General features: G+C 62.4%; 17 protein-coding genes. 12 read left to right on the forward strand and 5 right to left on the reverse strand.

Annotation, left to right across the window (positions count from 1 at the left end; translation table 11 throughout):
• Positions 1-192: 192 nt before the first annotated feature.
• Positions 193-2,505 carry an FdhF/YdeP family oxidoreductase gene (locus tag M0D65_RS14270; protein WP_266253252.1) on the reverse strand — a complete coding sequence of 771 codons (2,313 nt, stop codon included), beginning with the start codon at positions 2,503-2,505 and terminating at the stop codon, positions 193-195.
• Between the two features lie 176 nt (positions 2,506-2,681).
• Between M0D65_RS14270 and M0D65_RS14275 the strand changes: the two genes are divergently transcribed.
• From M0D65_RS14275 to M0D65_RS14290, 4 genes are all read left to right on the forward strand, one after another.
• Positions 2,682-4,097 (forward strand): PLP-dependent aminotransferase family protein, encoded by a 1,416-nt coding sequence (locus tag M0D65_RS14275; protein ID WP_266253253.1) that lies wholly within the window; start codon positions 2,682-2,684, stop codon positions 4,095-4,097.
• Positions 4,098-4,111: 14 nt separating this feature from the next.
• Complete coding sequence (locus M0D65_RS14280) at positions 4,112-4,378, forward strand: ArsR family transcriptional regulator (RefSeq protein ID WP_266253254.1); 267 nt, start codon at positions 4,112-4,114, stop codon at positions 4,376-4,378.
• Positions 4,379-4,491: 113 nt separating this feature from the next.
• Entirely contained in the window at positions 4,492-5,802 is a 1,311-nt protein-coding gene (locus M0D65_RS14285) for a YihY/virulence factor BrkB family protein (RefSeq protein ID WP_266253256.1), read from the forward strand.
• A gap of 389 nt (positions 5,803-6,191) precedes the next feature.
• Positions 6,192-7,322 carry a porin gene (locus M0D65_RS14290; protein WP_266253257.1) on the forward strand — a complete coding sequence of 377 codons (1,131 nt, stop codon included), beginning with the start codon at positions 6,192-6,194 and terminating at the stop codon, positions 7,320-7,322.
• Between the two features lie 246 nt (positions 7,323-7,568).
• Here the strand turns inward: M0D65_RS14290 and M0D65_RS14295 are convergent, their stop codons facing one another.
• The 3 genes from M0D65_RS14295 to M0D65_RS14305 all read right to left on the reverse strand — a co-directional run bounded on the left by M0D65_RS14295 (position 7,569) and on the right by M0D65_RS14305 (position 10,958).
• Positions 7,569-8,438 (reverse strand): proteasome-type protease, encoded by an 870-nt coding sequence (locus M0D65_RS14295; protein ID WP_266253258.1) that lies wholly within the window; start codon positions 8,436-8,438, stop codon positions 7,569-7,571.
• Positions 8,439-8,676: 238 nt separating this feature from the next.
• Positions 8,677-9,123 (reverse strand): HU family DNA-binding protein, encoded by a 447-nt coding sequence (locus M0D65_RS14300; protein WP_091008254.1) that lies wholly within the window; start codon positions 9,121-9,123, stop codon positions 8,677-8,679.
• Between the two features lie 368 nt (positions 9,124-9,491).
• The gene (locus tag M0D65_RS14305) at positions 9,492-10,958 is read right to left on the reverse strand and encodes a PLP-dependent aminotransferase family protein (protein ID WP_266253259.1); all 1,467 of its coding nucleotides are present in this window, start codon (positions 10,956-10,958) and stop codon (positions 9,492-9,494) included.
• A 109-nt stretch (positions 10,959-11,067) separates the two neighbouring features.
• Here M0D65_RS14305 and M0D65_RS14310 point away from each other — a divergent pair, with 109 nt between their 5' ends.
• From M0D65_RS14310 to M0D65_RS14325, 4 genes are all read left to right on the forward strand, one after another.
• Positions 11,068-11,505 carry a carboxymuconolactone decarboxylase family protein gene (locus M0D65_RS14310; protein ID WP_091008258.1) on the forward strand — a complete coding sequence of 146 codons (438 nt, stop codon included), beginning with the start codon at positions 11,068-11,070 and terminating at the stop codon, positions 11,503-11,505.
• Between the two features lie 270 nt (positions 11,506-11,775).
• Complete coding sequence (locus tag M0D65_RS14315; RefSeq protein ID WP_266253260.1) at positions 11,776-12,069, forward strand: hypothetical protein; 294 nt, start codon at positions 11,776-11,778, stop codon at positions 12,067-12,069.
• Between the two features lie 107 nt (positions 12,070-12,176).
• Positions 12,177-12,953, forward strand: coding sequence for a hypothetical protein (locus M0D65_RS14320; RefSeq protein ID WP_177228244.1), 777 nt, complete (start codon positions 12,177-12,179; stop codon positions 12,951-12,953).
• A gap of 46 nt (positions 12,954-12,999) precedes the next feature.
• On the forward strand, positions 13,000-14,190 hold the full coding sequence (locus M0D65_RS14325; RefSeq protein ID WP_266253261.1) for a transporter substrate-binding domain-containing protein: 1,191 nt from the start codon (positions 13,000-13,002) through the stop codon (positions 14,188-14,190).
• A 163-nt stretch (positions 14,191-14,353) separates the two neighbouring features.
• Here the strand turns inward: M0D65_RS14325 and M0D65_RS14330 are convergent, their stop codons facing one another.
• Entirely contained in the window at positions 14,354-15,880 is a 1,527-nt protein-coding gene (locus M0D65_RS14330) for a peptide MFS transporter (protein WP_266253262.1), read from the reverse strand.
• 873 nt (positions 15,881-16,753) lie between these two features.
• Between M0D65_RS14330 and M0D65_RS14335 the strand changes: the two genes are divergently transcribed.
• The 4 genes from M0D65_RS14335 to M0D65_RS14350 all read left to right on the forward strand — a co-directional run bounded on the left by M0D65_RS14335 (position 16,754) and on the right by M0D65_RS14350 (position 21,000).
• The gene (locus tag M0D65_RS14335) at positions 16,754-17,326 is read left to right on the forward strand and encodes a cupin domain-containing protein (protein WP_091008268.1); all 573 of its coding nucleotides are present in this window, start codon (positions 16,754-16,756) and stop codon (positions 17,324-17,326) included.
• A 183-nt stretch (positions 17,327-17,509) separates the two neighbouring features.
• Positions 17,510-19,138: a peptide ABC transporter substrate-binding protein gene (locus tag M0D65_RS14340; RefSeq protein WP_266253263.1), complete on the forward strand. Its 1,629-nt coding sequence runs from the start codon at positions 17,510-17,512 to the stop codon at positions 19,136-19,138.
• A 16-nt stretch (positions 19,139-19,154) separates the two neighbouring features.
• Positions 19,155-20,093 carry an ABC transporter permease subunit gene (locus M0D65_RS14345; RefSeq protein WP_266253264.1) on the forward strand — a complete coding sequence of 313 codons (939 nt, stop codon included), beginning with the start codon at positions 19,155-19,157 and terminating at the stop codon, positions 20,091-20,093.
• 4 nt (positions 20,094-20,097) lie between these two features.
• Positions 20,098-21,000 carry an ABC transporter permease gene (locus M0D65_RS14350; RefSeq protein ID WP_266253265.1) on the forward strand — a complete coding sequence of 301 codons (903 nt, stop codon included), beginning with the start codon at positions 20,098-20,100 and terminating at the stop codon, positions 20,998-21,000.
• Position 21,001 lies beyond the last annotated feature (1 nt).

A 21,001-nucleotide genomic window follows, 5' to 3' on the forward strand; every position in this document is an offset into this window, starting at 1 on the left:
AGAACGCGAACGGGAATCTTGTATAAGACCGACGATTATAACGCAAATGAGAATTATTACTATGTAGAAAAACGAGATACCCTCGTTGGCAACGCGTGCTTTCCCCGTCCTGTATGGCCTGCGGCCAGGCTAGATACAACAAGGCCGCCTCACGGCGGCCTTTCGTTTCCTCCAGCAAGCTTACTTTCGATATCAGGCTGCGACCGCCTCGACGGCGGCAGACAGCAGCACGGGAATCGATTTCGACGTCGGCGTGCCGGCGCCGTCGGCCACCGATTCGAGCGGCACGAGCGGATTCGTCTCCGGGTAATAGGCGCCGAGGCAGCCGCGCGGGATGTCGTATTCGACGAGCAGGAAACCGTCGACACGCCGCTCCACACCGTCGTCCCACACGCTCGTGATATCGACGCGCTGCCCGGCGACAAAACCGAGCATCGCGAGATCGTCGCGGTTCGCGAACAGCACGCGTCGTTGACCAAATACGCCGCGATAGCGATCGTCGAGACCGTAGATCGTCGTGTTGTACTGATCGTGTGAACGCGTCGTCATCAGCGTCATCAGACGCTCGCCGTGACGTTCGCGTGCGCGGTGAATCGGCGTGTCGACTGCGATTGCGTGTACGAGAAACTGCGCCTTGCCGCTCGGCGTTTTCCAGATCCGCTCGCGCGACGCCACACCGAGATGAAAGCCGCCCGGGTGCTTGAGCCGTTCGTTGTAGTTCTCGAAACCGTCGATCACCTGCGCGATGCCATCGCGAATTAGCGCGTAATCGTTCGCGTGCGCAAGCCAGTCGACCTTCGCGCTACCGAGCGTCGCGTGCGCCATCCGCGCTACGATCGCGATCTCCGACAGCAGGTTCGGCGAAGCCGGCCGGTTCATCCCGTACGAGATGTGCACCATGCTCATCGAATCCTCGACGCTCACACCCTGCGCGATACCGTTCTGCAGATCGATCTCAGTGCGGCCGAGCGTCGGCAGGATCAGCGCGTCGCGGCCATGTATCAGATGGCTGCGGTTCAGCTTGGTCGTGATGTGCACGGTCAGGTCGCATGAGCGCATCGCGTCCCACGTGCGCGGCGTATCGGGCGTCGCGATCGAGAAATTGCCGCCGAGCCCGATGAACACTTTCACCTTGCGCTCGAGCATCGCCTGAATCGTGCTGACGACATCGAGGCCATGTTCGCGCGGCGGCTCGAAACGGTACACGGCGCCAAGCCGGTCGAGAAACGCTTGCGTCGGCTGTTCCTCGATGCCGACGGTGCGATCGCCCTGCACGTTCGAGTGGCCGCGCACCGGGCACAGCCCGGCACCGCGCCGGCCGATATTGCCGCGCATCATCATCAGGTTGGACAGCAACTGCACAGTTGGCACCGAGTTCTTGTGCTGCGTGAGGCCCATGCCCCACGTCGAGATCACCGCGCGGCCCTTCGCGTAGATATCGGCGAGCTTAAGCACGTCATCGAACGGCACACCCGATTCCGCGACGATCGTGTCCCAGCTTTCGGCGCGCAGATCGTCGGCGAATGTGTCGAAGCCGACCGTATGCGCTGCGATGAAATCGACGTCGAGCACGCGCGCGAGACCGGACATGAGCGCTTCATCGTCGAGTTCGACGACACGCTTCGCAACGCCCTTGATCAACGCAAAGTCGCCGCCGACTTTCGGCCGGATAAACACCGAACTGATCTTCGTGCTGCCGAGCGTGAGCATTTCCACCGGATGCTGCGGGCTCGCAAAGCGTTCGAGGCCGCGCTCCTTCAACGGATTGATCGACACGATCGTCGCGCCGCGCTTCGCGCACTCGCGCAGCTCGCCGAGCATGCGCGGATGGTTGGTCGCCGGGTTCTGGCCGAACAGCAGCAGCGTGTCGGCGTGTTCGAAGTCGTCGAGCGTCACTGTGCCCTTGCCGACACCGACCGTGTGCGGCAAGCCGCGGCTCGTCGCTTCGTGACACATGTTCGAGCAGTCGGGGAAATTGTTGGTGCCGTACATCCGCACGAACAGCTGATATAGAAACGCAGCTTCGTTGCTCGCGCGTCCCGACGTATAGAAAGCCGCGCGATCGGGATCGTCGAGGCCGTTCAGATGCTGTGCAATCAGCGCAAACGCATCGTCCCAACTGATCGGGACGTAGCGATCGCGCGCGGCGTCGTAGACAAGCGGGTCCGTGAGCCGGCCGTGCTGCTCGAGTTCGAAGTCGGACTGCGTCATCAACTCCGCGACCGTGTGTGCTTCGAAAAACGCAGGCGTCACGCGCTTGCCGGTCGCCTCGGCGGCCACCGCCTTGACGCCGTTCTCGCAGAACTCGAAGGTCGACGCATGTTCGCGGTCCGGCCACGCGCAGCCCGGACAGTCGAAGCCGTTCGGCTGGTTCTGCGCCAGCAGCGTGCGGTAGTTGCCGCCCGCGACCTTTTCCTTGATCAGGTTGATGGCGACGTACTTCAGCGCGCCCCAGCCTGCGGCGGGGTGCGTGTACGGTTCGATGCGGGCTTCGGGTTTCTTCATGATCGGATGGCCGTTAAAGGACCAATGAGCGGCAAATTGACGAAGGCGCACTGCGCCGATGTATCCAGCGTACTGTGTTCCAAAACTGTCGTAGCACACAGAAAACACGAAACCTGAGGGATACAGTTACGCGAATCTGGCCTACACTCGCGTCGTTGCCCTCATCGCCCGCCACCGTGACGCTCTACGAACAACTCGCCGATGAAATCGAGGCCGCTGTGCGGCGCGGCGTGTTCGCGGCCGGTGAACGGATTCCGTCGGTGCGGCAAGCCAGCCAGCAGCACGGCGTGAGCATCAAGACGGTGCTGCACGCGTATGGGTTGCTCGAAAGCCGTGGCGTCGTCGAGACGCGACCGCAGTCGGGCTACTTCGTGCGCGATACAGCCGTACGAGCCCGCACCGCGCCCGGCCGTGCAACGCAAACACAAGTCGTCGCCGCGGAAGTCGACGTGAGCCGGCTCGTGCTGTCCACACTGCGCAGTATCCGCAGCGAAGACGCGATGCCGCTCGGCTCGCCGTATCCGGACCCGTCGCTGTTCCCGTGGCGGCGCATCAACCAGTATGCGAACGCGATCGCGCGACGTCATGCGAGCTGGAATCTGATCGACGATCTACCGCCGGGCAACCCCGAGCTGATCCGCCAGATCGCGCGGCGTTACGCCGAAAACGGCATTGCGATCGATCCCGACGAGATCATCATCACGGTCGGCGCCACCGAAGCAATCAACCTGAGCCTGCAAGCGGTCGCCAAACCCGGCGACACGGTCGCCGTTGAATCGCCGACCTACTACGCGATGCTGCACGCGATCGAACGTCTCGGCATGCGCGCAATCGAGGTGCCGACTCATCCCGCGCACGGCATCGATATCGACGTGCTTGCACAGATCGTCGGTAAGCAGAAGATCGCCGCGTGCATGGTGATGCCCAATTTCCAGAACCCGCTCGGCTTCCGGATGCCCGACGAACGCAAGCAGCAACTCGTCGATCTGCTCGCCGCACACGACATCCCGGCCATCGAAAACGACGTCTACCAGGAACTGTATTTCGGCGACACACGCCCCTCGACGCTGAAGAGTTTCGACACACGCGGTCTCGTACTGCATTGCGCGTCGTTTTCGAAGAGCCTCACCGCGTCGTACCGGATCGGCTGGGCGATGCCGGGCCGCTATCGCGCCCAGGTCGAGAAACTCAAATTCCTCAATACGCTGACCACGCCGTCGGTACCGCAGATCGCGGTAGCGGATTATCTGCGCCAGGACGGTTACGACCGGCACCTGCGGCAGGTGCGCAAGTTCTATCGTCAGCAGGCGCGGCTCATGATCGCGATGGTGCAGCGGTTTTTCCCCGCCGGCACGCGCACCTCGTCGCCGCAAGGCGGCTATGTGCTGTGGGTCGAACTGCCGCCGCGCGTCGATTCGATGCGGCTCTATCAGGCGGCGCTCGCGCGCAGCATCACGATCGGTCCCGGCTATATGTTTTCGACACGCAACGACTTCAGCCACTTCATCCGGCTGAACTACAGCTACCCATGGAACGCGCAGACCGAGCACGCGCTCAAGACGCTCGGCGAACTCGCCGCGAGCATGGTCTGACGAGGAGACACGCTATGAACGATGCCATCGACCCCGCCCTCGTCGCGGTGCTCGCGCAGTTATGGCGGGCGGAACAGGAAACGCCGGGCCACGCATGGTCGCTGGCGAAACTGGCCAAGCAGGCCGGCCTGCCGATGAGCGGCTTGCGCCGCCAACTGACGGCGCTCGTCGATAGCGACATCGTCGAGACGACCTTCACCGAGGAAGGCACGGGCACCGCTCGGCTGAGCGAGGCGGGCCGGTCGCTGTGCGCCGAGGTGTTCGGCGGGCCGGACGCTTGAGACGCTTGCTATAGTTCGACAGGCATGGTGCTTGCGATTGCTTACCTTCAGACAGGCTGACTCGCCGCCGCACTGGCGTCACGGTCGTCACGCTCCCGACCACAAGGACCACCATGGACACGCTCTCTTCAGAAAAACTGCAGACAGTGGCCCGCAAGCAGGCGTCGTGGGCCATCGGCGCACTCAGGCAATTCTCGGCCAACCGCTGTGCGGCGATGGCCGCGGGCATCGCGTTCTATGCAGCGTTCTCGCTGGCGCCGACGCTCGTGATGGTGATCGCGATCGCCGGCTGGTTCTTCGGTGCCGAGGCCGCGCGCGGCGAGCTGTTCCGCGAAGTACATGGCGTGCTCGGCAACGAAGCGGCCGCCGGCATCACGACGATCGTCGAGAACGCGCACCGCAGCGGCAATGCAGGTGGCATCGCCGCGATCATCTCGTTCGCGGCGCTCGCGATCGGTGCGTCGGCAACGTTCTCGTCGCTCAACAGCGCGCTCAATATGGTGTGGCCGCCGGTGGGGACGCGCTCGTCGAGCGTGGTCGCGCTCGTGCGTGTGCGTCTGATCTCGTTCAGTCTCGTGCTCGGCGTCGCATTCCTGCTGATCGTGTCGCTGGTGCTCGACACCGCGATCACGTTCGTCGGTCAGTGGCTGTGGGGCAATTCGCCGTATGTAGTGATCGGCAACGTGCTGCAGTTGATCGTCGGCCTGCTCGTCCTCGCGTTCGCCTTTGCCGCGCTGCTCAAGTTTTTGCCCGATGCCGTGGTGCGCTGGCAGGACGCGATGGTGGGCGGGCTCGTCGCCGCCGTGCTGTTCTCCGCCGGCAAGAAGCTGTTCGCGCTGTACCTCGCGCATGCGGGCATGGCGAATTCGTTCGGCGCAGCGGGCTCGCTGGCCGTGCTGCTGATGTGGCTGTATTTCTCGGCGGCCGTGCTGTTGCTTGGCGCCGAATTCTCCGCGGCCCGCGGCCGGCTGCACGATCCGCGCGGCGCATGGGGCATGCAGGATAGCGAACCGCCGCCAGGCAGTCGCGCCAAGCTGGCGTCGGTGATCGCGGCTTCGACGGTTGCCGCCGGAGCGCAACGCCGACGCGACCTGCAGGATTCGCTGGCGGCCGATCCTGCGTCCGCCTTGTCGCTTCCTCAAGCCGTCGATACGGACGCGGACGCGCCACCCGAAACGCCCGCGACAAACGGTGCGGTGCGCTTCGGCCGCACGGTGGTTCGCGTCGAAAACCAGGCTACACGGGCAGCCGCCGCGACGCTGGTGCAGGCCGGCCGTGGCGCTGTCGCCGCCGATCGCTACGTGAAGCGGCATCCGTGGGGCTCGCTGCTGCTGGCCGCGGGCGCCGCGCTGGTCGTGACCGCGTTGGCGGGTCGCCGCAACGGCGACAGCGAGCCTCCGGCCGCAGCCAACGACGACCGTTGATCCCGCCGCGCAGCGCATTGCGCGCTTAGTCTCATCGCGAAGATCTGTCCATCTTTGTCTGCCGGTTAGCGCGCAAATCGCATAAAAAAGATGCTAACAATCACCTGACGAACACCAATCGACATACCGGATTTATTACGTATAGCCTTCAAAACGATGTCCGAATTGTAAATAGCTCCACACGCACTCTCAACAAAACAACAATAATGCAATATCAGAGAGATAATATTGTCAAATTTGGAACAGTCGTCGAAAGGCTTTATATACAAGGCTTTGAGCGATATGTCACATTTTGGAGACAGTGATTTTTTTTCAGTTCTTACACATAGACACACTGCGCTATTCTCCTTTCCGCAACAACGAAACTAATCATCTGCGTGGAGAAATGGATGAAACGAATCGCACTATCTACCCTCTCGCTGGCCCTTCTGGGTGCCGCCGGCGCAGCCCACGCTCAAAGCAGCGTGACCCTGTACGGTGTGCTGGACGACGCGTTCCAGTACGTGCACAACGCCAATACAGATAACAAGAGCTTCGTCGGCCTGGTCGGCGGCAACATGCAGGGCAATCGCTGGGGCCTGAAAGGCACCGAAGATCTCGGCGGCGGTCTGAAGGCCATCTTCCAGTTGGAAAACGGTTTTGATCCGAATACCGGCAAGCTTGGTCAAGGCGGCAAGGAATTCGGACGTCAGGCCTACGTCGGCCTGACGAGCGACCAGTACGGTACGGTCACCCTCGGCCGTCAGTACGACCCGGTCGTCGACCTGGTCCAGCCGATCACGGCAGACAACTACTGGGGCTCCACGTTCACCACGCCTAGCGACGTCGACAACAACGACAACAGCTCGCGTACGAACAGTGCTGTCAAGTACACGTCGCCGGTGTTCGGTGGCCTCCAGTTCGAAGGCATGTACGCATTCGGCGGCGTCGCAGGCGCGATCAGCGCAGGCCAGACGTGGTCCGGCGCGGTCAGCTACGCAACGGGTCCGTTCAGCCTGGCAGCAGGCTACATCCGCATGACCAACGCCAACACGGCAGCAGCCCGTGCCGGTAGCTGGAATGCGACGTCGGACGCTACGTTCAACTCGATCAACGTGCCGTTCGCATCGGCCAAGTCGATCGGTATCGCGTCGATCGCTGGTCAGTATGTCATCGGGCCGATCACAGCCGGCATCCGCTACAGCAACGCACAGTACAAGCCGGACTCGCTGTCCTCGTTCGGTGCGACGGAGCGTTACAACGTCGGTGCAGGTTTCGTGAACTACCAGTTGACGCCGGCAGCGCTGCTCGGTCTGGGCTACACCTTTACGCACGCTTCGGGCAACGGCCCGTCGGCGTCGTATAACCAGATCTCGCTGGGCGCGGACTACAACCTGTCGAAGCGTACGGACGTCTACGCGCTTGGCGCGTATCAACGTGCAAGCGGTACGGGTGCAACGGCAACCGTGGCCGACTACGACTACCCGTCGGACTCGACGGCGCAGGAAATCTTCACGATCGGTATCCGTCACAAGTTCTAAGCATGACGTGATGCGCAGCTGAAGTTCCAGCTGTCATGAGCCAGCCTGAGGCGCCAAGCCGAAGGCTGGCTTTTTTATTGGCTGGGGTTTGGGGCGGTTGCGTTGGGGCGGTTGCGTTGGGGCGGTTGCGTTGGGGCGGTTGCGTTGAGGCGGTTGTGTGGTGTTGGCTCGTTGGGGGCGATCGCGCTGGATGGCGTTGTAGTGGCCGCGTGAGGACTCAGGCAGCGGCCACGGCGCCGTACTACTTCAGCCCCGCGCTTTCTCTTTTGCTGCCTGCGCGAGGGTCTGCTCAGGCATCGCGTCGGTGGCATTGGCAGCCGCCGGACCGCGATAGGTCACCGAGGCACGCTCGCGCTGCGCCAGCGGCACGTTGGCGGTCTCGAGCCAGTCCGGATCGGGAATTTCACTGAACACCTGACGCAGCCGCTCGCCCCAGGTGCGGTGGATCATCTGGTAGTACGTGTTGTCCTGATCGATCGACACGAAGCGCGTCACATGCAGCGCATCGGTTTCGTACACCAGCAGATCGAGCGGCAGACCCACGGAGAGATTCGAGCGCAGCGTCGAATCCATCGAAATCAGCGCGCACTTTGCTGCTTCGTCGAGCGGCGTGGCAGGCGTCAGCACGCGGTCGATGATCGGCTTGCCGTACTTCGACTCGCCGATCTGAAAGTACGGACATACCGTCGATGCCTCGATGAAATTGCCCGCCGCGTAAATCATGAAAAGTCGCGGCGTCTGCGGCTTGCCATCGATACCGATCTGTCCACCCAGAATAAAGCTGCAATTGAAGTCGACACCGAATTCCTGCAGCGCCGGCGCTTCACGCTGATGCACCGCACGCACCGCATCGCCGACGACCCGCGCCGCGTCCGCCATCGTCCCGACCGTCCACAACGTGGGGCGGCCGTCGTCCGACGGCTCGCTCAGCACGTGCAGCACGGCCTGCGTCAGCGACAGATTGCCCGCGCCCAGCAACACGAGCACCCGTTCGCCGGGTTGCTCGAATACCGACATCTTGCGCGCGGTGCTGATGTGATCGACGCCCGCATTGGTCCGGGTGTCCGACAGGAACACGAGACCGTCGTCGACGCACATCGCGACACAGTAAGTCATGGATAGATCCGCTAGAAAAAGACCCGCTATTGTAATACTCCGCGGCGCAACCCCGTTCGTCACGAAATCGGGCACGTCTTGACGCCCTGGTTCATCGACGTCATCGATGTCACCTACGCGCCACCCAAACATGGAGCGCCCATGAAAAATCCCCACGGACGTGAGCCCGTGGGGATCGTGTACTGCCTGTCTGCGGAAAACGCCGTTGCCCCGAAAGGCATCGACGTCTCGCGCAAGATCAGCTCGCTGCTGCGTCCTTCAGCTTCTTCAGCGCACGTGCCTTGATGCGCACGCTTGCCGGCTTGGCCGGGAACCAGCGCTCTTCACCCGTGAACGGATCCTTGCCGAAGCGCTTCTTCTTCGCCGGCACTTGCTGCGCGACGATCTTCAGCAGACCCGACAACGTGAATTCGCCAGCACCCTTCTTGTGCACCGAGCCGAGGATCGTGTCTTCGAGTGCAGCCAGAACAGCCTTGGCAGCCTTCGGTTCAACACCAGCACGTTCTGCGACATGAGCAGCCAGCGAGGCCTTCGTGAAGGTGTCCTTGATCGGCGACGGAGCGCCGGACGCCTTCACGGCGACCTTCTTAGCTGCAGCTTTTTGCGCAGGCACTTTCTTCGCAGCAACCTTTTTGGCAGCTGCCGGTGCGGCCTTCTTGGCCACCTTTTTTGCGGAAGTCGGCATGTTTCTCCTACCTGTTGTGGTCAGTGAATGCACGAAGTGCACACGGTATGCGTGCACTTCAACGCCGGATTCTACAAGCGCTATAGCGTTTCGCGCGAATCTTTTGTGCGTCACAGGCGGGGTTTGTTGCGTGGCGCTGACTCTCGGGTGCATTTTGAGGCTTGTTTCAAGGGGTAAACGTGAGTCTCGCGTGAACTTCGCATGGATCACACGTGCACCACGCATGAACTCGTATCGTGTTTTTAGACTACCCGTACCCCCTTCCCGGCATCGAAACCGCAGTTATGGCGACCAGCGGCACGTCGCTGGCCACGCGACCTGTGCCGTAATTCCCCGCAATATTCCGCCATAGTCGACACGCAACCGGCTCAACGCACCAGCTTCGGCATCAGCCGCGCGAGCTTCGTCAGCGCCTCGTCGATGTGATCGGCGCCAATGCCACCGTAACCGAAGATCAATCCCGGCTGCGGCCGGGCCCGTACATAGAACGGCGCGAGTCCGTACAGGCCGATCGATGCATCGCGTGCCGCGGCAATCAGCGTTGCTTCGGAAAGCGGCACCTTCAGATGCGCGGCAAGGTGAATCCCGGCAATCGGCGCGGTCGGCTCGAACCATGCGCCGAGCGGACCGCGCAGATGCGACAGCAGACGCATGCGGCGCGTCACGTAGATCTTGTGCATGCGGCGCAGATGCTTCGCGAAATCGCCATTGAGCATGAACGCCGCGAGCGCGGTCTGCGTAAGCGTGCAGCCATGCCAGTCGCCAAGTTGGCGCGCCTTGCGCAACGGTCCGCCGAGCGATGCCGGCGGCACCACATAACCGACCCGCAGCTCGGGGAAAAGCGTCTTCGAGAAGGTGCCGACGTAGGCGACGAGACCGGCGCGATCGAGCGTTTTCAGCGGTTCGATTGCGCGGCCGTCGAAGCGGAATTCGCAGTCGTAGTCATCCTCGATGATTAGCGCATCGCGCTGTTCCGCCCATTCGAGCAATGCGACGCGCCGCTCGAGCGACATCGGCATGCCGAGCGGAAACTGGTGCGACGGCGTCACATAGACGAGCCGTGCGTTTTTCGGCAGCTTCGCGACGATCAGTCCTTCCGCGTCGACGGGGACCGGTACGACCTTCGCACCGAGCGCCGCGAAACATTCGCGTGCCGGCGGGTAACCGGGATCCTCGACAACGGCCACATCGCCGGGACGCAATGTGATGCGCGCCAGCAGATCGAGCGCATGCTGTGCGCCCTGGGTGACGAACACGTCTTCCCAGTTGCTGTTCACCGCGCGGCTGAAGGCCAGATAACGCGACACCGCGAGCCGCAGGTCCTGTTCGCCGGCAGATTCGCGATACATCCCGCGGCCGCGCGCCTGGACTCGCAGCGCGTGGTTCACGCAGCGACGCCAGACGTCGAACGGAAACAGCGCCTTGTCCGTCATACCGCCGACAAAGTCGTACGGCGATCCGACGATCGGTCGCGGCAGCATCGATGCATCGCGCAGTTGCTCCCAGACAGGTCGGGCCCGCACGCGCGCCTTCGTCCGCGCGCGGGCGGCTTCGACCTCGCGGATCTGCGCGGAGCGTCCGGCGGGCAGTCGCTGCAACCCCTCGGCAACGAAGGTGCCGGAGCCCGCGCGCGCACTCAGATAGCCTTCGGCGAGCAGCCGCTCGAATACATCGAGCGTCGTCTTGCGCGACACGCCGAGCCGGGTGGCGAGATCGCGGGTCGACGGCAAACGCGTGCCGCCGGCCAGCCGCCCTTCGATAATCCCTTCCCTCAGTTGCCGGTAGATCTGCCCCGCCAGGTCGTGCCGACCCTCGACTGCAATGTGGATGTCCATCGGAAGTGGTTACCTGAGATATTCCGGAAATGGCTATTTTGCACGACCACAATGAGATTTAAGCTTGATCCATGGCCCCAATCGCGGGCGCATTCAACTGGAGCAAACCATGCAATCACGTCTCGACTTCTATAAAGCCAGCCCGAACGGCACCAAGGCCATGCTTGCGCTGGAAGAACAGGTCAGCAAAAGCAGCATCGAAAAACCGCTCGCCGAACTGGTGCGGCTGCGCGCATCGCAGATAAACGGCTGCGCCTTCTGCGTCGACATGCATACCGCCGACGCGCGCAAGGGCGGCGAAACCGAACGCCGCCTCGCCACCGTGACGGTATGGCGCGAAACGCCGTTCTTCACCGACCGCGAGCGCGCCGCGCTGGAATGGACCGAAGCGCTCACGCTCATCGCGCAGACGCACGTACCCGACGCGGCCTGGGAGGCGGTCAAGCCGCACTTCACCGACCAGGAAATCACCGACCTCACGATGCTGATCATCGCGATCAACGGCTGGAACCGGATCGCCGTGTCGTTCCGCATGATGCCGGCCTGAGCGGGTGCCGGTGCCGCCCTGCAGCGCACTTCGGGCGCGGGCGGCAACCAGCCAGGGCGATAGCGACCGCGCCGCCTGCGCGGTCGCCGCCCGCTTTTTCCTCTGAATGTCTCGTTAGAACCACTCCCCTCGCAGCGCCATCCCCGGCTCGCGCCACCTCGCCCTATCCGGCGATTTCCCTCTTCGCTACCCCGCTCCACCGAAAATGCCGCCCATACAGGCGGACAGGTGTAATATTTTCGGTGCCTTTATGCGCGAAAACGTTAAATCATGATCGAAGCAGAAGACCGCGACACCGCCGTGCAGAGCTTCATCGAGCCGTCGGAGTTAATACGGGTTACCGCATTCGAACGCTTTAAAAGTGAACCGTGCGCCGCGACCGCGCTTTTCAACGTGGCGCACCGCGGCAGACCATCCGGCCTGCTGCTGCGAGCCCGTATGGATGCCGCTGCGCACCCGGGCACACAACAATCGAAAAAATGTCAGGAAAAGCGTCTTAATATGGCGCACGGCGACGCGCGCCTGGAAATGTTTCGGAGGCAGCATGCCAGCACCATCGATTAAGTCATGGGTTCAAACCGTTACACCGTTTTCTTTTTTGCTTTGCCTCTTTTAACGATTGATTCAAGCTTCACCATTCAGTTCGTATAAACGTCACAGGGGTAGCTCGTATGTCCAAAGATATGACGACCGGCAATTCAGGCACGAATCAGAGCAAGGTCAAGCTCATCAAGTGGGGGATCATCGGCCTCGGCATCATTGTCGTCGCCCCGCTCGTGGTTCTGCTGATCAAGGGGCTGGTCGGCCTCATCGCGGCCGCGGTCATCGGGCTCGCGGCGATCAACTTCGCGCCGGTCATCGCGATGAAGTTCGCGAACCAGAAGGTCAAGATGATGGTCAACGAGGCGGGCACCAACCCGATCGAGACGCTCTATAACCAACTGGCGGAAAAGGAACAGGCCGCGCAGAAGTTCAAGGACAGCATTACCGGCTTCCGCACGGAAGTCGCGAACTTCGCGACCAAGACCGCGCAGTTCAAGAAGCAGTATCCCGACGACGCCGAGCGCTTCGAAGCGCAACTGGCCACGATGAACAAGCTGCTGACCTTCCGCGAGCAACGCTATAAGCAGGTTCAGTCGGAACTGCAGAATTTTTCGAACGCGATCGACCGCGCGAAGGCGCTGTGGGACATGTCGCAATCGGCGCAGCGCATGAACAAGATTGCCGGCATGCAAACCAGCAATACCTTCGAGCAGATCAAGACGGATGCCGCCATCGACGCGGTGACCAATTCGGTGAACAAGGCTTTCTCGGAAATGGAAACCTCGCTGATGGATAACCCGGAAGTTCAGCAGGCCCAGCAGGCGGCGAACGCAAGCCTTCTGACAGCGGGATCGGGGGCGTCATCCACGCCGCTCGCATCGCCGCAGATCGCTTCGAAACAGTAAGCAGCGAAACAGCACTCTCGACACGTCCAACTACCGAACAGACACAATGAAAAAAATACTAGGCTCGGCAATCTTTCTGGTCATTCTCGTTGCGGGATGGCTGATCTATCAGGGTGGTCTGGTGCAACGCCTGGCGTCGCCCTCTTCGTCATCGTCGACGCAGACCGGTTCCAGCGACAGCTCGAATTCCAGCGGCAACGGCAATAGCAACAGCAACGGCAGTAGCAGCAACAACGCCAGCACGAACGTCGTGCAATCGGTCGCCGTGGACGGGTTCGTGCCGAACAAGAACACGCTGAAATCGATTGTGACAAACGGCGTAGTCCGCATCAGCGTGGAGAATCCGTCGCGCCCGTTCTACTCGGAAGACGGCGGCAAACCGCAGGGCTTTAACGTCGATTTCGCGAAGCTGCTGTTCGCGCAGAAGGAATTCACTTCGGGAGACCACAGCACGATCAAGGTCGATACCGGCCACGGCGTGGACACCTACCCGGCCGTTCCCGCGCAGCTCACGCAGACCGACAAGGACGGCAACGCCACCGTCGACATTGCGATGGACGGTCTGACGTTCTCCGACGACACGCCCAACGGCGTGGTCTACACGGTGCCTTACATCGATGACTTCGGTTACGCGTTGATCGTACGCAAGGGTTCGTCGATTCATTCGACAGCCGATCTGGCCGGCAAGAAGATCGGCATCCTGCAGGGCGACCCCGACGTCAAGGCGTTCGTGACGAAGGCGTTCCCGAGCAACCAGGTGGTCGAGTTGTCCGATGCCAGCATCAACGGCGAGCGTTCGTGGATGGCGCACTTCCTGAACAACGGACAAGTCGACGCGATCGTCTACGACTACCCGTTCGGTGTCGCGGAAATTGAAGGCACCGACCTGACTTTCGCGGTCAGCAAACTGGAAGGTTCGAACCTCGCGTACAAGATCGGCGTGCGCAAGAGCGATAACGACCTGCTGGTGTACCTGAATTCGGCGATCGCCAAGGTCAGGCAATCGCCCGAGTATCTCGATCTGCTCCGCAAATACTTCATCAGCAACCAGATCGCGACGACCGCCGCACAGGGCAACGAGAAGACCTACATCGTGAAGTCGGGCGATACGTTGAACCTGATCGCATCGAGCCAGTTGGGCAGTTCCGCGCGCTACGTCGAGATCCAGCGACGCAACAACCTGCCGAACCCCAACCTGATCCTGGTCGGGCAGCGGCTCGTGATTCCGCGCGGCTAGGCGGGAAACGCGCAGCTCAGCGCGAACGCATCTCGTAGTGACAAACGGCCCCGGCATCGTCTCTCTGCCGGGGCCGTTTGTTTTAGTGCGTTTGTGCGTGCGCTAGTGGGCGCTTTCGCACACGTGAAACCCATCGATCAATACGGCAACACCTGAATGACCGTCATTGCGCCGCAGCGGCCAACGTACCCGAATCGCGCTGCGCATTTTCGCGTGCTTCGTCGGTGCAACGCTGATGTTCGCGCGACAGGCGACGCATCAGCGGCAGCAACAGCACGGCCACCACCACGCCCGCCGCGGCAAGCCAGCCAAGCCCGGTGAAGAGCTTCGTGTACAGCGGCAGCGACTGCACCGCCGTGAGATCGCCGGAAGGCATCTGCGCAAAATTCGCGACCACGCTGCCAAGATACTGCGACACACCGGTCGCGACGAAGTACGCACCCATCATGAAACCGCTCATGCGGACCGGCACGTAGCGCGCGATCATCGCGAGGCCGAGACCACTCACCAGTAGTTCGCCGAGCGAGTACAGCCCATAGCCGCCGACCATGAACCACGACGACACGCGACCGTCCACCGCGTAGCGGCCGCTCAGCGCATAGACGAAGAACCCCGCCGACACCACCGCAAAGCCCAGCGCATATTTCACGGCAACCGGCACGTCCTTGCCGCTACGCGCGAGCCGCGTGTACAGCAGCGCGAGGATCGGACTCAGCACCATGATCCAGATTGGATTGAGCGCCTGGAATTGCGCGGCGCTCCACGAGAACAGCGACACGCCGAACAGCGAGAACCGCGGGTCGACGTTACGCAGCGCGAACAGCGTGAGCGATGTCGACATCTGCTGATAGAACACGAAGAACAGAATGACCTGCAACGTCAGGATCAGCGCGGCAATGAGGCCTGCGCGTTCCGAGCGTTCGCAGCGCGTCAGCATGTATCCGAAGATGCCGAGAATCGCGACGCCGGCCGCATACACGCAGGCCACGGCGATGCTCTTGTGCTGCAGCACGTAGGTCGTCGCGACGGCAAGCGCAATCGCGCCCAGCACCAGTACGCCGACGGCTTTCCAGCGGACCGGTTCGGCATCCGGCGCGGAGCCGATATGCGCGAGCGAGCGGTACAGAACGAGGAAATTCAGCACACCGAGCAGCATGCCCGCACAGCACACGCCGAAAGCCGCGTGCCAGCCCCAGTGATCTTTAATCCACGGCGTGGCAAGCATCGAGCAGGTCGAGCCGATGTTGACCGCCATGTAGTAGATCGTGAACGCGCTGTCGATCCGCGCATCGTCGCCTTCGTAAATGCGCCGCACGAGGTTCGCCGCGTTCGCCTTGAAGAGCCCGTTGCCGACCACGATCACGCCGAGCGATGCGTACATGTGGCCCAGCGCATCAGTGGGCATTGCCAGCATCAGATAGCCGGCGGCCAGCACGAGTGCCCCGCAGATCATCGTACGACGCGTGCCGAGAATCTTGTCGCCGATCCAGCCGCCAACCGACGGCGCCGCATACACCAGCGCCGTGAACGCGCCCCACGTGAGCGTGGCGTGGCTGTCCGAGAAGCCGAGCCGGTTGACCATGAACAGCACGAGCAGCGCGGCCATACCGTAGTAGCCGAAACGCTCCCACATTTCGATCAGGAAGACCGTCGAGAACGATCGGGTCTGGGAGACGGGTGAATTCATCATGTACCTCGTGTTCATACACTAACGCCGACGCGCACAGGCCGCGCGCGTCGCAGGAAAACCAGTCTGGAGATCGTCGGATGCCGGCGTGCGTAATGCAGCGCCGGATCGTGCGCACGAACGCATCTGTCGAGCACGTTCATCTGCACGTCGAAACGGAAAAACCAGGGAATAGGAGGGCAGCCCGGCACGCAATGAATCGCGTAACATGGCGCCGCGGCTCCGGTTTGCGGAACGGGCGCAATGATAATGCATGACGGGAAAACCGTGCCGCGGTGCCGGCAAGGCAGGCTGGCCGGCGGTAGACGTTGCTGCGCTGTGCGGGCAACGGCCCTGCGTCAGGCAGACGGGAAAGCTCAGAGTAGAAATTGTGGTCCATTTCGGTCATACGCGGGCGATCCGGGTGGAATCGGTCCGACTTGCAGCCGTTGCAGGATCGCTGCGCACGGGATTGAGTGTCGCAAGCAGACCGAAAAGTTGTGCCGGCCGGCGAGCGCTCGCGATTCTCCCGACGAACGCTCAACGCGTCACTCCGGGAATGCACTGATATCAAAGCGCATCGCCGCCGCCCGTCTTGCTTTGCGGGGCGACCGTTACGCCTTCCTTGCCCACTGCGTAAGGAAGACGTTATGCGGATCGAGTCGAATCCCTTAATCTCCTGACTGGCGCAGATTTCAGCGGGGACGGTGCGGGTTCTACAGCATCTTTCACGTCGTTCTGCGGTCAGACGTGAGGCTTCTGGCAACATAGTGCGTTTTCCCTGCATGTTTCCGAGGTCATGCGCCACGGTGCACAACCCCTTGCCCAGTGCGCGCAGGCTATCAAACAAGATTTACTTACATCAAACAAATTTTGACGGGGTGATTTCGTCCTGCTATGGTCTCGACACTCGAAAAGAAGGATCCGGCGCTTGCGCTGGGTAGCAAGATACGCGCACTGCGGCAACGCCTGAAGCGCACCCTCGACGACACGGCAAGCGCGGCCGGCATTTCAAAGCCGTTCCTGTCGCAGGTCGAGCGAGGCCTGGCGTCGCCGTCCATCACGTCGCTGGCGGGCATTGCCCATGCGCTTGGCGTGAAAGTGCAGTACTTCGTGGACACACCCAGCGAAGAACGCTCGGTGTGCCGCGGGGATCAGCTGAAGTTTTTCGGGTTTGCCGACTCGGCCAACCTGTTTGCCCGGATGACCAATCTGTCCGGGGGTCGCCAGCTGGAGGCGATTCTCGTCAAGATGCCGCCCGGGCAGAAGCGTTCGGAAGTCACGACGCACGCGGGCGAAGAGTTTTTGTACGTGATCGCCGGCGAGGTATCGTTGACACTGGAAGGCAAGACGTTCGTCCTGCACGCGGGTGACAGCGCGCATTATGAATCGACGGTGCCGCATAGCTGGGCGAATACGGCCCGTGCGGAATCGACTGTCGTCTGGGTGGGTACGCCGAGACTGTTTTAGATCGCAGGCATTTCAGATCGGCCGGGTCCGACGCATCGAATCGCATGCCTGCGTTACGAATTGTAAGGATTCCTCGATGCTGGACAGACAACAGGGGCCGCCCCGGCCCCGCCCAGGCTAATCACCGGGCGCGTGGCCGCGCACGCCAGCAGTGTTCCCATCACCCTTTCTGCCACCTTACCTATGAAAAAAACGTCCGCCCTCGCGACGGCGCTGACCGCGCTCACCTTCGCGTCTACCCTCGCACTTACTCTCCCCGCCGGTGCCATTACGGTCCCCGCAGGCGTCGCGCTCTCTCCCAGCCAGGAAATCACCCGCCAGGTGCGCGGCGAGGTCGAGTCGCTTGACCCCGCGCACATCGAGTCGTGGAACGGCAATACGGTCGGCCTGGACCTGTTCGAGGGCCTGACGCGCATCGACGCGAGCGGCGCGGTGGTACCGGGTGTGGCGCAGTCGTGGACGCGCACCGGGCCGGACACATGGGTATTCAAGCTGCGTCATGACGCAAAGTGGAGCAACGGCCAGCCGGTCACGGCAGCGGACTTCGTCTATGCGTGGCAGCGCGTCGTCGATCCGAAAACCGGCTCGAAGTACACGATCCTCGTTGAATTCGTGAAAAACGCGAAGGCCGTGATTGCCGGCAAGATGCCGCCGTCTAGCCTCGCCGTGCGCGCGGCTGATCCCTACACGCTCGAAGTCACCACCGAAGTGCCGGCCGCGTTCTTCCCCGAACTTACGGCCATGGCGACGATGGCACCGGTCGATCGCGCGACGGTGACGAAATTTGGCGACGCATGGACGCGCCCCGGCAACCTGGTAGGCAACGGCGCCTATGCGTTGACCGACTGGCAGCCGAACAACCGCATCGTGATGGTGAAGAACACGCACTACTGGAACGCGCCGAAGGTGGTGATCTCGAAGGTGACGTACCTGCCGATCGAAGACAACGAAACGGCCATGCGCATGTATCAGGCCGGTCAGATGGATTACACGTACTCGATTCCGTCGGGTATCTATGCGCAGGTTTCGAAGCAGTTCGGCGGCGAGCTGCGCACCGGCCTGCAGATCGCGACCTACTACTACAGCCTCGACAACAGCAACCCGGCGTTCAAGGACGTGCGCGTGCGTCAGGCACTGTCGATGGTTCTGGACCGCGACCTGCTCACTTCGAAGCTCACGCAAGCCGGCGAAGAGCCGATGTACGGCCTGATCGTGAAGGGCACCAAGGGCGCGGGCGTCTTCACCCCCGACTGGGCCTCGTGGCCGATGGCCAAGCGCATCGACTACGCGCGCAACCTGCTGAAGCAGGCCGGCTATTCGGACGCCAAGCCGCTCACGTTCACGCTGACGTATGACACCAACGACCTGCACAAGAAGGTCGCCCTCTTCGTCACCTCCGAATGGCGTACCAAGCTCGGCGTCACCGCCAAGCTCGAAAACGTCGAGTACAAGGTGCTGCTCAAGGAGCGCCACGACGGCAAGGTACAAGCATCGCGCGACGGCTGGTTCGTCGACTACAACGACGCCATGTCGTTCTTCGATCTGATCCGCTGCGGCAGCGTGCAGAACGACCAGCACTATTGCAACCCGAAGGTCGACGCACTGATCGCCCAGGGCAACCAGCAGACCGACGACGCAAAGCGCACCGCGCTGCTCACCCAGGCGCACGCTCTCGCCATGAACGACTACCCGCTGATCCCGCTGTTCCAGTACTCGGCGGACCGGCTCGTGAAGTCGTATCTGGGCGGCTATCTGCCGACCAACTACATCGACATGCGCTCGTCGCAGGACCTGTACGTGATCAAGCACTGAGCACCGGAGTCCCGTCATGCTGGCGTACACCCTCAGACGCACGCTATGGGCGATCCCGACGATCCTCGCCGTGATCACCGCGTGCTACCTGCTGCTGCATCTGACTCCCGGCGGGCCGTTCGACACCGACAAGCATCTGTCGGCCGCCGTGATGGCCAACCTCAATGCGAAGTACCACCTCGATCTGCCGCTCTGGCGGCAGTACCTGCTGTATCTGAACTCGCTGCTGCACGGCGACCTCGGGCCGTCGTTCCGCTATGTCGACTGGTCGGTCAACGATCTGGTGTGGCATGCACTGCCGGTGAGCCTCGGCGTAGGCGGCGTGTCGGTGCCGATTGCGCTCGCGATCGGCGTGCTGCTCGGCACGTTCGCCGCGGTCCGGCGCGACAGCATCATCGATCACATCGTGATGGTGCTCGGCAATATCGGCAACGTAATCCCGCCGTTCGTGCTCGGCCCGGTGCTCGTATGGGTCTTCGCGATCCTGCTGAAAACCTCCGCTGGCGACGGGCTGCTGCCCGCCGGCGGCTGGGGCAACGGCGAATGGCGCTACCGCGTGCTGCCGATCGTGCTGCTCACCATCATCAACGTCGCCGCGATTGCGCGCGTCATGCGCGGCAGCATGATCGAAGTGCTGTCCGGCAACTTCATCCGCACGGCTCGCGCGAAGGGCTTGCCGGGCCGCACGATCATCATGCGTCACGCGATGAAACCGGCGCTGATGCCGGTCGTCTCGCTGCTCGGTTCGATCTGCATTTCGTCGATCACCGCCGCAGTCGTCACCGAGTCGGTGTTCGCGCTGCCCGGGCTCGGGCAGCTCGTCGTGAACGGCGCGATCAACCGCGACTACACGCTGGTGCTTGGTCTCGTCGTACTGACCACCGCCGTGGCCGTCCTGTTCAACCTGCTGGTCGACCTCGCGTATGCATGGCTCGACCCGCGCATCCGCTACTGATCCCATGAGCCGCCTCTCTCCTGCTCTCGACGCACCGTCGGCCGCGGTTGCGCCGCCGCGCTCGCGCAGCCCGTTCGCCACCGCCTGTGCGCGCTTCCTGCGCAATCGCGCGGGAATGGCCGGGCTCGTCATCCTGTTGCTGATCGTGATCGCGTGCTTCGTCGGCCCGTGGCTGCTACCTAACGATCCGATCAACAGCGACTGGGGGTCGATCAGCCTGCCGCCGACCTGGCAGAACGCGCACTGGTTCGGCACCGACGAACTCGGTCGCGACCTGCTCGTGCGTACGCTGGTCGGCGGTCGCGTATCGCTCGAAGTCGGCCTGCTCGGCACGCTGGTATCGGGTCTGTTCGGCGTCGCGTGGGGCGCGACGGCGGGCTACCTCGGCGGACGCATCGATTCGGGGATGATGCGTATCGTCGACATGATGTACGCGATCCCCTACATGCTGATCGCCATCCTGATGATGACGCTGTTCGGCCGCGCGTTTTATCTGGTCGTGCTGACCATCAGCGCGTTTTCGTGGCTCGACATGGCGCGCGTGGTGCGCGGCCAGACGCTGTCGCTGCGCACGCGCGAATTCGTCGACGCCGCACGCGCGATCGGCATCGGCTCGCGTCCGATCATCACGCGTCACATCGTGCCGAACCTGATCGGCGTTGTGGTCGTGTATGCGACCGTTACGGTGCCCAACATCGTGCTGACCGAATCGGTGCTGTCGTTCCTCGGTCTCGGTGTGCAGGAACCGATGACGAGCTGGGGCGTGCTGATCCAGGACGGCGCACAGAAGCTCGAATCGATGCCATGGCTGCTGCTGTGTCCCGCTGTGATGCTGTGCGCGACGCTCTATTGCGTGAGTTTCGTCGGCGACGGTCTGCGCGACGCGCTCGACCCGAAGGAGCGTTGAG

Source organism: Paraburkholderia sp. CHISQ3, assembly GCF_030464945.1.
In the GTDB taxonomy this organism is placed as follows: Bacteria; Pseudomonadota; Gammaproteobacteria; order Burkholderiales; family Burkholderiaceae; genus Paraburkholderia; species Paraburkholderia megapolitana.

What these genes read in the sequence shown, in the direction of transcription:
- M0D65_RS14270 (WP_266253252.1), bottom strand. Translation starts at nt 2,505, where the DNA reads ATGAAGAAACCCGAAGCCCGCATCGAACCGTACACGCACCCCGCCGCA.
- M0D65_RS14280 (WP_266253254.1), top strand. Translation starts at nt 4,112, where the DNA reads ATGAACGATGCCATCGACCCCGCCCTCGTCGCGGTGCTCGCGCAGTTA.
- M0D65_RS14285 (WP_266253256.1), top strand. Translation starts at nt 4,492, where the DNA reads ATGGACACGCTCTCTTCAGAAAAACTGCAGACAGTGGCCCGCAAGCAG.
- M0D65_RS14290 (WP_266253257.1), top strand. Translation starts at nt 6,192, where the DNA reads ATGAAACGAATCGCACTATCTACCCTCTCGCTGGCCCTTCTGGGTGCC.
- M0D65_RS14295 (WP_266253258.1), bottom strand. Translation starts at nt 8,438, where the DNA reads ATGACTTACTGTGTCGCGATGTGCGTCGACGACGGTCTCGTGTTCCTG.
- M0D65_RS14300 (WP_091008254.1), bottom strand. Translation starts at nt 9,123, where the DNA reads ATGCCGACTTCCGCAAAAAAGGTGGCCAAGAAGGCCGCACCGGCAGCT.
- M0D65_RS14305 (WP_266253259.1), bottom strand. Translation starts at nt 10,958, where the DNA reads ATGGACATCCACATTGCAGTCGAGGGTCGGCACGACCTGGCGGGGCAG.
- M0D65_RS14310 (WP_091008258.1), top strand. Translation starts at nt 11,068, where the DNA reads ATGCAATCACGTCTCGACTTCTATAAAGCCAGCCCGAACGGCACCAAG.
- M0D65_RS14315 (WP_266253260.1), top strand. Translation starts at nt 11,776, where the DNA reads ATGATCGAAGCAGAAGACCGCGACACCGCCGTGCAGAGCTTCATCGAG.
- M0D65_RS14320 (WP_177228244.1), top strand. Translation starts at nt 12,177, where the DNA reads ATGTCCAAAGATATGACGACCGGCAATTCAGGCACGAATCAGAGCAAG.
- M0D65_RS14325 (WP_266253261.1), top strand. Translation starts at nt 13,000, where the DNA reads ATGAAAAAAATACTAGGCTCGGCAATCTTTCTGGTCATTCTCGTTGCG.
- M0D65_RS14330 (WP_266253262.1), bottom strand. Translation starts at nt 15,880, where the DNA reads ATGATGAATTCACCCGTCTCCCAGACCCGATCGTTCTCGACGGTCTTC.
- M0D65_RS14335 (WP_091008268.1), top strand. Translation starts at nt 16,754, where the DNA reads ATGGTCTCGACACTCGAAAAGAAGGATCCGGCGCTTGCGCTGGGTAGC.
- M0D65_RS14340 (WP_266253263.1), top strand. Translation starts at nt 17,510, where the DNA reads ATGAAAAAAACGTCCGCCCTCGCGACGGCGCTGACCGCGCTCACCTTC.
- M0D65_RS14345 (WP_266253264.1), top strand. Translation starts at nt 19,155, where the DNA reads ATGCTGGCGTACACCCTCAGACGCACGCTATGGGCGATCCCGACGATC.
- M0D65_RS14350 (WP_266253265.1), top strand. Translation starts at nt 20,098, where the DNA reads ATGAGCCGCCTCTCTCCTGCTCTCGACGCACCGTCGGCCGCGGTTGCG.